The sequence below is a fragment of the Butyricimonas paravirosa genome (assembly GCF_032878955.1).
Taxonomy (GTDB): domain Bacteria; phylum Bacteroidota; class Bacteroidia; order Bacteroidales; family Marinifilaceae; genus Butyricimonas; species Butyricimonas paravirosa.
In genome coordinates, this window is sequence record NZ_CP043839.1 from 2,024,216 (window position 1) to 2,036,359 (window position 12,144).

Consider the following 12,144-nt stretch of genomic DNA (forward strand, 5'->3'; position numbering starts at 1 on the left):
TTGCCAACTAACTCTTCTATAAAGACAGAGATGTAACAATTTTTAAATCATCATTCTTGGATCACATAAAAAAGTGCAGTACACTTGATAGTGAACTGCACCTTTTTGGCATTCCAATTAATAATCAGTTTATCAGTTCGCTTACAATTTTTTCAAGGCTCAACCCGTACCACTCTGAAACCGACATTGACATAGCCTTGGGTACCCGTTCTCACGACATCCGATTTCTCGCTACGGTAATCATCACGCTCAGAATCCCAACTACCTCCTTTCACGATATACGAACCACTTGCATCGGTTGACAAAGTCCATTCCCAACAATTACCCCAGAAATCGATACCACCACAAGCACCAGTCGTCTGACTGTAAGCATCCACCGTCGTCAATTCGAGGGTCAATAAGTCTCAAGAATTGTTGTTCCAATCGAATCTCTCGATTTTTCAACCATCTCATCTACAATACTCTGCATTTCTTCCACAGGATCACCTTCACTCCAATTATCATGAAGTCCATCAGAAATGATTGCAGTAAGACTTTCATGGACGGGATCCAGTCCTTGCTCGCCAGAAAATTCAACATTTTCGTCATCTTGACATGCAAACATCGCAGACAGCAAGAAAAATGAAATACAACACAAACGGGAAGTTTCCAACATTTTCTTCATAATCAAATCATTTTTTTTGAGATTTTTCCTTTTGAGAGCGATGGAACAGATGATCCATCATCTTCCTTTCCAATTCATATACACGCCCAATTTGCTTTTGTGACAAGAACTTGCTATATTCCTCATAATACTTCTGCCGCAAGTTGAGTATCTTTTGGCTATGGGCGAATCGCTCTTTTATGGCTTGTTCTGCTTCTTCGTCCGTACAAGTTGAAATATCTTTCTTGGGACGAGGACCGAGCGCCCAAATATCTTTCTGGAATTGGCAGAAGGTCTTGATAAATTGTTGGGTAGTCATATCATCCATCTCCAACTCCTTTGCTATATATTCAGCTTGAAATTCTGCCAATTGTTCACGTGTCATACGCTGCCTATCACTTTTTTGGGCATAAGTACTTACACAGAAAGTTGCCATCGTCACTGTCAGTAAAATAATTCTTAAAAAACTTTTCATGATTTATTCCTTTTATTCGTTTATAAACAAGTCATTTTGAAAGACCGTAAGTAAATATGCTTGGTCCATACTACTCAAATCCGAGAAAGCCTGTTCAATCTTCGCAAAATCGCTAGTAGCAGGACTGTCAGAAATTAAACTAAAAACAATTAATATAGCTACACTTGCAGCAATTACACCACCTAAAACAGTGTACAAAAGGCGATAATTATGTTTCGATTTAGGCATCACTTCGCTTTTCACAATTTCCCATACATTCTTTTCAATTTCGGTCAAAAAGCCCTCGGGAGCAGTGTATGGCATACGCTTTCCCATACGGTTGAAATCAAATCTTTCTTCCATATTTCTAATTGTTTAAGTGCATATACTTTATTATCTTCTCTTTCGCAATATGATAATTTGACTTTACATTATCAGGCGTGGAGCCTAGAATTTCAGCTATTTCATCATATCCTAATTCGTTATAATATCGCAAATTGAAAGCCAGTTGTTGTTTGGTAGGTAATGCTAAAATAGCTTTCTGTAGTTTAACCGTTTCCAAATCGCTGTAATCCACATAATCGTCAGCCATCATCTCGTTTATTTCTTCATTAGCGTTATCCAATGAAACCCGTCCATCTCGGTAACGACTCAAAAAACGTAAGGCTTCATTCGTCGCTATGCGATAAATCCAAGAAGTAAAGGCACATTCGCCTTTGAATTGGTAGAACGAACGAAATACACGTACAAACGTCTCCTGTGTTGCGTCCTGCGCATCAGCGTGTGACACGACAATTCGACGAATGTGCCAATATACCGCTTCTTTGTATCTCGCCATCAATAACCGAAAACCTTTCTCGGGATCTTTCGCCAGTAGTAAAATTATATTCTTGTCATTCTGTGCTGCCATACATCATGGATTTAACCATAGCTAAACATTCTAGAAGAGCGAAACAATGATTACTTTTGCCTTCATGTGTAAACTTCATAGATTACGTATTCTTTAATCATTTTTTATGTAGACCTTCTTTTTTCCTCTTATGACAACTTTTACAGGCTTATTTTTATCCATCGCAAATGCGTCAAGTTCAGTTTCTGCAGTCGCTTTTGCAAGTTTTGTCATTTGGACATATTTCTTTATTGTAAGGTATTCATGCGTTTCTAAATAGGCAATTACCATTGCCAAACGTTCCTTTTGGCTAAAACGATTGCTAACGTGGATGGTCACAGCTGGCCGAGACACAACTGTTACCACCTTGTGCGGACGATGATACCAACGCCGAGGTTGTGCATTCACCGTTCCACAAACCAAAGCTAGAGCTATTGTTACTATCATTATTTTTAATTTTCCTGTTGTACTCATAATCTTCTATTATTACATTATACATTTATATTCCACGTTCCTTCTCGTGAGCTCGTTCGAATAGACGTTCTATATAAAAGACCAGAAAAAAAGATGAAAGTAAAATGGAACAAGTATTTTTTTTGAATTTTTCACTAAAATACTAGTAAATAAAAACATAGGTCATTACACCCTACACACAATCATAATTAATCCCTCTCCCCTTGTCTTTTTCAAGCTAGGGAAAGGGATAACATTTACTTTCATCATGTAGTTATTCGCTTCCGCAATAGAAGAGAAAACATATTATTCATTATTTAACTCTTAATTCAATTTTTGCCGGTGGCATACAAATTTGATCATTACAACACTGGTAATCAACAATACAAATTATTTCTCCCGCACCTTGAATCTCTTGACAGAAAATGCCTTCTTTCTCATACACCTCAGTTCCGGCACTATTATATACCTTACTGGAAGGTTGTTTTAATCCACCCACTTTTTCAACTCCTTCCGGAAGACGAAAGTCAACCGTCGTCGAAATAAAGGGATCACTTTCAGCCACCCTAGCGTAAATATGATAACCGGGATGAATCTTCACCCGGATAACTATTTGCCGATTCCCATTAGGCAGATTTTCCACCGAGGCCACCCAAAGTACCGGATTGTTATCATCTGTTTCCGCAGAGAGAGAAGATACTGACAAGGGCGAATCATTCAACACACTATAATCATTTCCAAGCACATCTTTCTCCCGGGTATTCACCAAAAAATACCACCCACCAGATTCCGTGAAAAACAAACGGGATTTATTGGCCTCAAACCAAGCACGCCATTCCTCCGGAGTCTCAAAACGACAAAGCGTATAACGTTTTAACAAACGTAATCCTTTCGCAGGATCAATTCCCCGTTCCATCAATTCAATTGCCTTATCCAATAAATGGATATCATTATTTGCAATTCCCAAACTTCGAGCATCTTCATCAATGATAAAATCATATTGGCCCGGTTTCGGAAGGAAATAAGCAGCATTATTTCGGAAATAATCAATATATCCTTTTTCATCTGTCCCGAACAGGAAGTATAATTCCGGAAAATTTTCCTGCAAAAATTCTTCACGAGTTTTTTGTTTCGGGGTTTGATAATTCAGAAAAAGTAACTCCGCGTCATTCAACGTTCCTCCCTTCGCTTGTTTCTCCCGAATAGCCTGTTGCGCTTTTTTCTTCATCTGATCATACCTTTCGTCCCGAGCCAAGGATTTTTCATAGGCTTCACGAGTAGCCCTATAAGCAAATTTTTTAACTACATCGCGAGTAATGATTTGCTCGTCATATTTCCGGGCTATCGGTTTTTGACCATCAAATTGCGAAATATAAACAATCGCATTAGCGAATACAGATTTAGCCTCTTCCGTCATATCCGCTGGAGAAGCTGCAAATCCCCAATGGAAAAAATTTCCATGCCGTCCGATAGCCACGGCATCCAACGTTTTAGCCGAAACACCTCCCGAAATAAATTCCGCTTCCGGAGAATCTTCAAATCCACCGGGACGCGATACTAAACCAATGCGTATTTGTATCCCATTATTGACATTCCCATAACTATCTTTCCTCACCCTCCACATCGGAATTGAATCTGGAGTAGGTCCCCCTTTAAAATAAGGCTCGAACTTGCCGAGTTCCGGTGTAGGTTTCTGTACAATTGTCATCTTTACCGGAAACGGTCCGTGAAAAATGGGATGTTCCATTCGCATATGATGAGCATCTGCATCCAAACAGAGGCAATACCAATCTGTTTTCAAACCGATACGGGACCCCATTTCGCTACTTAATTCTGCGATCAATAACATTGGACGACTGAAATCCTGTGGCAAATAAGCAGCTCTCTTACGTTTCACGATTCTTCCCGAAGCATCTTTCTCTTCCACCTTCGGTTCAAGCGGCCGCGGCACTCCATCCATGATTGTCACGTCATAATCATTAGATAGTAAATAATTATAATCTTTTGCATGGATCACGGTCACATACTTAAAATACTGTTTCAACATCTTCTCGAATGATGCCATACGCTGACTAGCACTCCGTGCGTAAGTCAGAGAATCCACCTTATCCAACATCGTATTAATCTCCGGAGTACCTCCCACGTAAAGTATTCTTAAATTACTTTTCTTGATAGCCGCTTGCAAACCGCTACTAAAAACAAACAACAATCCTATTAAAATAATATTTTTCATTTCCTTCAATTTAAACACATTTTCAATTACCCAAAAGAAGTACAAATTCTATGTATACCTATAAACCGTAATTCTGAGTCAGATTCGGATTAAAATTCGTCGCATTTTGCGGGAACGGGAACACCCATAGAGGCGAATCGGGAGATAGAGAATACTCTTTCACAACATCCTGTCCATCTTTTGTATATTCGACTTTTCGATGTAAGGTCTCTTTATAGGCCTCTTCCGTGTTCCAACGTTTCAAATTAATGTAAGTCTTCACTGTGGCAAAATTTTCTGTCCGAGAAATATTTTTCAATAACACAAAAGCATCCGCCTCCGAAACAGCTTCTTTCGCAACATACTTTCCGGTTAGAATTCTTTTTTCTCGAATAAGATTCAACATATCCATTGCCTCATCAATCTTCCCCTTGCGAATTTCACATTCTGCCCGAACAAGATACATATCCACTGTCGATAAACCCATACTACTGTAATATACATTGAGACTATACGAACAAGCGATATTCAATCCATAAAAAGTATTACCCATCACTGGATAGCCTCGCAACCTCACGTCAGTCATAATATAATTTTTAAAAACACTGTTCTCTTCAAACGCCTCCCATAATTCTGGGGTCCATGCCTCGTAAATCAAACGAGAGGGGGTTTCGAAAAGCTCTTCCTCCAGAGTTAACAATGGACGGGTAAGCTCAATCATACCACTCCCGCTCATTGTCTCCGGGGCTAGCAATTGATTATAATCATCGATAGTACTCTTCAGCTTTAATGACTCTCCAGCAGCAGCATAAGCCCCATCGTAATCACGCATAGACATCAACACCTTGGCTTTTACCGCATAAGCAAACGGTAACCCGATGCGCATCTTCTCCGGTAATGCAGACAAACTTTCCAACTCAAACGCTGCATCAAGATCTTTCAAAATCAGCTCGTAAACGGCTGCCACACTTAATTTTTTGTTGGGTGTCGCTATCGGATCACTTTCCTTACTATATACAATTCCTTCATCATGAACCGCTGTTGCCGGATCATAAGCCTTAGCATAAAAATTCACCAACAAATAATGACACCAAGCCCTTAATACCAACGCTTCCGCTTTCAACCGATCTGCAACGCCACGATCCCCGGATGCCTCATCGACATTCAACAATACCGGATTAGCTACTTTCCCGATCATCTCGTAAAGTGAAGTATATTTCCGATCCGATTCCGTCAATGCAACCCTGTCTACGGATTCATCCCAAGTAAAATAAGCATATTTGTTCGTTTTTATCGTCTCGTTTAACAACGCTGGAATGTTCGTCAATTGTACATAACAATCATTAACAAAATACGAAGCCTCCGGGGCATACAACGAATAATTATAATTAAGCAATAAATCCAACTCCTCCACCCGATTCAATATATTTTTACCCTTGGGATCAATCTCTGTAAAATCAGAACACCCTATCAGGAATAAAACGAGTCCCAACAATATGACGCATATCTTCTTTTCCATAAGTTCACGTATTAGAAGTTAAAATTAAGACCAATAATATAAGAAGTTTGTCGCCGAATAGACTTTGTTTCCGGATCTACTTTCATATCATTTTTTTGCCATAAAGTTCGAGGATTATCTATCTGGAACGACAATGCCAAGTGATTTATCCCTAATCGTTTAATAAACTCGTGCGGCAAACTATATCCAAAAACAATGTTTCGCACCTTGATAAAATCAGCAGGTTGCACGAAAATATCACTACATTCATTCACCAGGTCTCGTATGACATTGGTCCCGTACTGCCCTATTCCCGGCACATTAGTTTCCGTGTTTTCAGGAGTCCAACTATCTATATAATAATCGTCAATCGGTCCAAATGGCATTTTATTCACTTCGTAATACTGACGTACTCGCATCTTATGACCGCCATAATACACCATCATAAAATTCAAACTAAACCCTTTATAACGAAAAGTATTCTCCATTCCCAAATTCACTTTCGGTTCAGACTGGCCGCTAAAAATAAGTACATCGGGACTTTCATTCTCTATATTACCTACCTTACGTCCATCAACAGTGTACCATAGGGGGCGTCCGTTTTCATCCAGTCCAGCATGCTTATAGGAAAACAAAGCACTTGTCGGATAACCGGTTTTAAAACCGGATTCGGTCAAATCATAAGGAGTCGTGGCTTGAAGTTCCATCGAAGTGATTTTATTTTTATTATAAGCCATAGTGATCGACGTCCTCCATCCAAAATCTCCGGGTTTATTTTCACGATACCAGGAATAAGCCAAAGCCAACTCAACCCCGTTATTTTTCATATCGGCAAGGTTCATATTTAGAGAGGTGAATCCTTTAGATACATCCAATGATTTAGGTGAAAATATATCAGTCCCTTTTTTGTTGTACCAATCCAAAGTCCCGCGTAACCGATTATCAAACAGAGAAAAATCAATTCCCAAGTTAAACGTTGCCGTTTTTTCCCATTTCAATTCCGGGTTCGCCGGAGACTCCACAGCCGCAACCGGTTTCATGGTATAATGATTCACATCTCCCGTGGTGGCCGTCATATAGCTCGTTGCCCCTTGATAAATATTCCCTGTCACCCCGTAAGTTGTCCTAAATTTCAAACTGTTCATCCACGTCAACGAATGCAAGAAAGTCTCGTTTGAAAGATTCCAACTGACCCCGACAGACCATAATGGCCTACCCCGGAACTTAGCATTTGCACCGAACAAGTCTGCGTAATCCTTGCGAAATGAAGCGAACAGGTTGAAACGGTTGTCATAAGTATACGTGATATTGGCATAGCCTGACGCGTAACGATGGTATTCCTCCTGAACCATATCAATAGTAGGTTCAATATATTCCAAATAGGCCCATTCACGTGCCGGATAGCCAGCAACAAAAAATGTCGTGTATTGATAGTTACTAAGGTCTGTAAAATTAACATTTGTGGTTGACTGGGTCTGCAATTGATCATCATAACCTAACAACAACCCTTTCGTTCCCTTACTCCTTGTTTCTCGAAATTCAAAACCAGCCAATAAATCAACAGCATGTTTGTCTGCTACCGTACGCCGAAAATTTAATTGCGTGCGAGCCGTCCAGTAATCCCCACGGGTATCTACAGTGGCTAGTTTTCCCCCACTCTCCGGAATCATATATTCATAAGTATAGCTACCTTCCGTACCCTTCTGCAAAGTATAAATATTTCTCAAAAAACGCATCGTGTAACTATCCACATCGGAATAACTCGATTCATTCAAACGTTCTGTTTCGTAAATCAACTGTGTATTTATAGACAAACCATCTATTACCTTAAAAATCAGCTCCCCTTGATAGCGCATATTACGACGATCAGTCGTTGTCTTATCGTGATCTAGCTCCTCTAAATGATTAAAATTCATCGAACGCAAAGCCGGGTTTTCATCATCCAACGTGTAATAATCATTGAAATCACAAGAATAATAATTATAACTACCATCATCTTTCAGCAACCGATAATAAGAAGGAACATTAAAAGGGTCTGTCGCATACTTACTATTACTCTTTTTTGCCTTAGCAAGAATCCCGTTTATACCAAAATTAACAGTCAACCATTTTTTCATATCATACGAGCCTCGGTAAGAAACATTTATTTGATTATCATAAGACTTAATAATTCCGTTATTATCCCGACGTAAATTAAATACAAGACTCGAATTGAAATTCTCCGAACGATTACGAATCGCCAAATTATACTGCTGCAAAATACGCATCCGAAGAATTTGATCGGAAAATTCTTTTGCAAAATTATTCTTTTTCAACGACTTCTTTATATCCTCCAAGTCCTTTTCAGTAATCAAGCCTTTAGCATACTGATAATAAGCATAATTCAACGGGGAAATAGGAGAAAACTGAGAAAGCTTTCCCTCAAAAGTTGCAATCGGATCCTCTCCCGAATCATTATGGAAAAAATAATAATCATAATACTCGCTCTCCTTATCTACTTGTTGTGCCGGTTCCATGTAAAAATTGTCTGAGTAATCCAGATTCCGTTTCTCGTAAACAGTCAGGTTCCCGGAAAAATCGATCTCCGTGACACCGACTTTTTTCGCTTTTTTCGTGGTGATAACAATAATTCCGTTAGAGGCACGAGCGCCATAAATGGCCGCAGCTGCCGCATCCTTCAAAACAGTAACACTCTCGATGTCATAAGGATTAAGGTCCTCGATCTTCCCCTCTATAGGTAAGCCATCCACCACCAGCAACGGCGATGTTTCGGCGTACAAGCTACTAGTCCCCCGAATGGTCATCTTACCGTCGTAATTCACCAATCCGGCCACCCTTCCCTCCAGATTATCCATGATATTCGTTGTGTGGCGTCTGGACAAATCATCCGAAGTCACCGTAGAAGCCGATCCCGTCACCTTTTCTCTGGAAATACTCTGGTAGCCCGTCACCACGACTTCCTCGATCTCACTGGCATCATCTTCCAACGTAACCAGCACGTGAGCATTCAATTTAGCGGTAACCTCTTTCGATTCTTTCCCGATATAACTCACGACAATCACCACGCTGGAATCCCGTAATCCATTAATCGTGAAATTACCGTCCACATCGGTAGCCGCCCCCGTGCTTGTACCTTTTATCACGACAGTAACCCCGATCAAAGGTTCCCCCCCCTTATCAACCACTCTCCCGGAAACCTTCCCGATTTGTTGCGATGGCTGTTCCCTCCTTTCCGTGATAATGTAAATGTCATTCTCTCCCCGGTACCACGCCAGCTCTGTTCCCTCCAGCAAAGTATTCAATATTGTCGTGATCTCTTTATTTTCAAACACCGTGGCTGTACAAGGTATTTTAGAGGCCACATTGGTATTATAAACCAATTGAATATTACTACTTTTCATAATCAGCTGGAACGCCTTATCAAGCGAACCTTTTTCTATACGGATCGTCAGTCCTTGCGCCATAACCCCCGAAGGGATAAGGATCACAAACAGAAAGACGACACGAACAAACATTTTTCTCCATTTTTGTGGAAACTTCCACACGTGATGTAATTTTTTTTTCATAATTTTGAATTTTAGGTTCAATGATGAACTTGATACAAGATCCGATTCCGGGGTAGCAGCTAGGGATCGGATTTTTTATATCAAAAGTTCAAATAATTATTTTCTCGAAATCGTTATACTCTTTCCTTCTATCTTGAATTTAATATTAGCGACCTCCTCGTATGTGTTCAACAAAACCCGTATATCCTGGTAACGGTTTAAGCGCCCAGACAACCGGATGTTCTTAATATCTTCCGTCTCGAAAGAAATATCAAAATCATACCATCGGGAAAGAGTGTCCATGATCTCACTCAACGGTTGCCCGTTAAAAATGAACATCTTATCAATCCAAGCCGTGTAAAGGGCAGGATCCACTTGCTCCACGGAAAACGTCCCGTTCGCCTCATCGTAAACCAACCTCTCGGAAGGTTTCAACTTTATCGATTGTCCTCCTTGGGTCTCGAAACCGATACTTCCTTCGACAAGCACGGTCGACAATCGGGACTCCTCGTAATCCGTCACGTTAAAACGTGTCCCAAAGACGGTTATATTCCCCCGGGACAACGAAACGACAAAAGGTTGCTCCTTGTTCTTCACCACGTCAAAAAAAGCCTCTCCTTTCAAGAACACTTGTCGTTTATCCCCGGTAAAAGATGCGGGGAAACGAAGCTCCGAATCCGAATTTAACCAGATCTTTGTTCCATCTGCCAGTGCATAATAAAACTCCCCACCGGGTGGCACGGAAAGCGTGTGATAAGCGGATTCATTCTGATCCACGACCTCTTTCCTCAAACTCTCCTGCAACTCCCCTTCTTTCAATTTATCCGTAATATTCATCGTCCGACCATCAGCAAACGTGAGCACGGCCTCCACCTTCCCGGGAACAATCATATTACACGACAGCACACGCTTTTCCGGAAATAAATCGTGTCCCGTCTGGAGCAATACCCATCCCGTGACAAAAAGTAACAAAATCGCTGCGGCACTTCCCAACCAAGCACGAAAACGACGTCTTACGGTACGCCTCTCCCGCCGTCCCTTCTCCGTCATAACCCGGACCACCATCTTTTCCCCGTAATCCTCCTGTTCCAACGCAAGAATCTCCCGACTTGTTCTCATACTTTTAACCCGTTCGAAAAGAATTTCGTTTTCAGTAGTAGCTTTCGACCACTCTTCAAACTCCCGAGCATCTTCTCCCGAAAGTTCCTGCCCCAGCACTTTGTCCGCAATGATACGCGATATATGATTCGTTTTATCCATACTTCAAATTCAAGAGTTTCTAACAAGTAGACACTCCTTTCATCAAAAAAGTATGACACGTGAAGCAAAAAAATTTCAAAAAATCAGAGAAATGCCACACGCCCCCAACAAGCATACAAAATCCTCCTTGGACAGCAACCCGGCCAAACGTTCAATTGCCCGGTATTTTACCGTCTTCACGGTATTTACTGTTATATCAAGATCCTCAGCTATTTCCTTCATACTTTTCCCCTCTATACTCATCAAAATCACCTGTTGACTTTGAGGGGACAATTTCATAATCGCTTGGGCAATCATATTCGATGCCTCAACCTCGATAATATTTTGCAGGAAAGTATTTTCATCGGAGATATTCATGTAGCTAGCCTCGTCACGCTCCATATTCTCCGGCATATAATAGTTTTTATTACCTAAAATCGTGTGTTTTACAATCGAAAAGAAATAATTCCGGGGAGATTTCACCTCTCCTATTTTCGCCTTATTCGTCCATAACTTGATGTAGGCCTCTTGCAACACATCATCCACCACGTCCAGATCATGAACATATTTACTTGCAAACGCACGAAACACCGCGGCATTCTCTTTAATAAATGCTCGTAGGTCTTGATCATCCCATTGGGAAATATCAGAAGGAATATCTTGATGCATCAGCCTTAATCTATGAAATTATTCGCAAGATAACATTTTTTATCATACAATCGGATAGCACGTGAATAATTTTCAAAACACGAAAAATACCCTTCCCCAATTTGATAAGCCATGAAGTGTATAAACGAACCCAAATAAAGAAGTAATCTAACCCAAATAATCCCCCTTCCCCAGAGCTTATTCAGAGCTTACTCGTGGCTCACACAACACGCCATGCAGCAGCTCTGAATAAGTTTCGAGGAATCATCGAAAGAGTGGGATTATTACCTTCCCATTTCCCTTACTTCTCTTTTGGTTCTCCCTGATACCCAAAAATCACAAAATCCATTCACACACATCAGCCCTAGTTATCACACCCTTTAACTAAGGTAATAATCTCCTCCGTTCCTTTCACTACCCTTTCATCGCCCTTTCATCGCCCTTTCGCAATAGACAAACAAGGCCCGGGCAAGAGGTTTGCAAACAGTATGGGAGATTATTACCTAGAAAATACGGTTACATTACCCGGGCAGAACGGTAGCCGTTTCAAGTCATTGTCACAA

At 40.7% G+C, this 12,144-nt stretch carries 11 protein-coding genes; all 11 read right to left on the reverse strand.

From position 1 onward, the window contains the following. Positions 1-152: 152 nt before the first annotated feature. Positions 153-398 (reverse strand): SUMF1/EgtB/PvdO family nonheme iron enzyme, encoded by a 246-nt coding sequence (locus F1644_RS08515; protein WP_229782475.1) that lies wholly within the window; start codon positions 396-398, stop codon positions 153-155. Continuing rightward, a complete protein-coding gene (locus F1644_RS08520; protein WP_118305392.1) occupies positions 395-664 on the reverse strand; it encodes a hypothetical protein in 270 nt (89 codons plus the stop codon). The genes F1644_RS08515 and F1644_RS08520 overlap by 4 nt, the downstream gene beginning before the upstream one ends. A 7-nt stretch (positions 665-671) precedes the next feature. Further along, the gene (locus F1644_RS08525) at positions 672-1,118 is read right to left on the reverse strand and encodes a hypothetical protein (RefSeq protein ID WP_118305391.1); all 447 of its coding nucleotides are present in this window, start codon (positions 1,116-1,118) and stop codon (positions 672-674) included. A gap of 12 nt (positions 1,119-1,130) precedes the next feature. Then, positions 1,131-1,460, reverse strand: coding sequence for a hypothetical protein (locus tag F1644_RS08530; protein ID WP_118305390.1), 330 nt, complete (start codon positions 1,458-1,460; stop codon positions 1,131-1,133). 4 nt (positions 1,461-1,464) lie between these two features. Further along, positions 1,465-2,007, reverse strand: coding sequence for an RNA polymerase sigma factor (locus F1644_RS08535; protein ID WP_118305389.1), 543 nt, complete (start codon positions 2,005-2,007; stop codon positions 1,465-1,467). Between the two features lie 93 nt (positions 2,008-2,100). Continuing rightward, on the reverse strand, positions 2,101-2,460 hold the full coding sequence (locus F1644_RS08540; RefSeq protein WP_118305388.1) for a hypothetical protein: 360 nt from the start codon (positions 2,458-2,460) through the stop codon (positions 2,101-2,103). 292 nt (positions 2,461-2,752) lie between these two features. Beyond that, positions 2,753-4,672, reverse strand: a complete 1,920-nt coding sequence (locus F1644_RS08545; RefSeq protein WP_229782476.1) for a protein-disulfide reductase DsbD N-terminal domain-containing protein — start codon at positions 4,670-4,672, stop codon at positions 2,753-2,755. A 58-nt stretch (positions 4,673-4,730) separates the two neighbouring features. Then, positions 4,731-6,170, reverse strand: coding sequence for a RagB/SusD family nutrient uptake outer membrane protein (locus F1644_RS08550; protein WP_118305387.1), 1,440 nt, complete (start codon positions 6,168-6,170; stop codon positions 4,731-4,733). A gap of 11 nt (positions 6,171-6,181) precedes the next feature. Continuing rightward, the gene (locus F1644_RS08555; RefSeq protein WP_118305386.1) at positions 6,182-9,715 is read right to left on the reverse strand and encodes a SusC/RagA family TonB-linked outer membrane protein; all 3,534 of its coding nucleotides are present in this window, start codon (positions 9,713-9,715) and stop codon (positions 6,182-6,184) included. Between the two features lie 96 nt (positions 9,716-9,811). Beyond that, positions 9,812-10,954 (reverse strand): FecR family protein, encoded by a 1,143-nt coding sequence (locus tag F1644_RS08560; protein WP_118305385.1) that lies wholly within the window; start codon positions 10,952-10,954, stop codon positions 9,812-9,814. A 75-nt stretch (positions 10,955-11,029) separates the two neighbouring features. Continuing rightward, positions 11,030-11,602 (reverse strand): RNA polymerase sigma factor, encoded by a 573-nt coding sequence (locus tag F1644_RS08565; protein WP_118305384.1) that lies wholly within the window; start codon positions 11,600-11,602, stop codon positions 11,030-11,032. Between the last annotated feature and the right edge of the window lie 542 nt (positions 11,603-12,144).

Excerpts from the sequence above, each read along its gene's own strand:
- F1644_RS08520 (WP_118305392.1), bottom strand. The coding sequence starts at position 664 with ATGAAGAAAATGTTGGAAACTTCCCGTTTGTGTTGTATTTCATTTTTC.
- F1644_RS08525 (WP_118305391.1), bottom strand. The coding sequence starts at position 1,118 with ATGAAAAGTTTTTTAAGAATTATTTTACTGACAGTGACGATGGCAACT.
- F1644_RS08530 (WP_118305390.1), bottom strand. The coding sequence starts at position 1,460 with ATGGAAGAAAGATTTGATTTCAACCGTATGGGAAAGCGTATGCCATAC.
- F1644_RS08535 (WP_118305389.1), bottom strand. The coding sequence starts at position 2,007 with ATGGCAGCACAGAATGACAAGAATATAATTTTACTACTGGCGAAAGAT.
- F1644_RS08540 (WP_118305388.1), bottom strand. The coding sequence starts at position 2,460 with ATGAGTACAACAGGAAAATTAAAAATAATGATAGTAACAATAGCTCTA.
- F1644_RS08545 (WP_229782476.1), bottom strand. The coding sequence starts at position 4,672 with ATGAAAAATATTATTTTAATAGGATTGTTGTTTGTTTTTAGTAGCGGT.
- F1644_RS08550 (WP_118305387.1), bottom strand. The coding sequence starts at position 6,170 with ATGGAAAAGAAGATATGCGTCATATTGTTGGGACTCGTTTTATTCCTG.
- F1644_RS08555 (WP_118305386.1), bottom strand. The coding sequence starts at position 9,715 with ATGAAAAAAAAATTACATCACGTGTGGAAGTTTCCACAAAAATGGAGA.
- F1644_RS08560 (WP_118305385.1), bottom strand. The coding sequence starts at position 10,954 with ATGGATAAAACGAATCATATATCGCGTATCATTGCGGACAAAGTGCTG.
- F1644_RS08565 (WP_118305384.1), bottom strand. The coding sequence starts at position 11,602 with ATGCATCAAGATATTCCTTCTGATATTTCCCAATGGGATGATCAAGAC.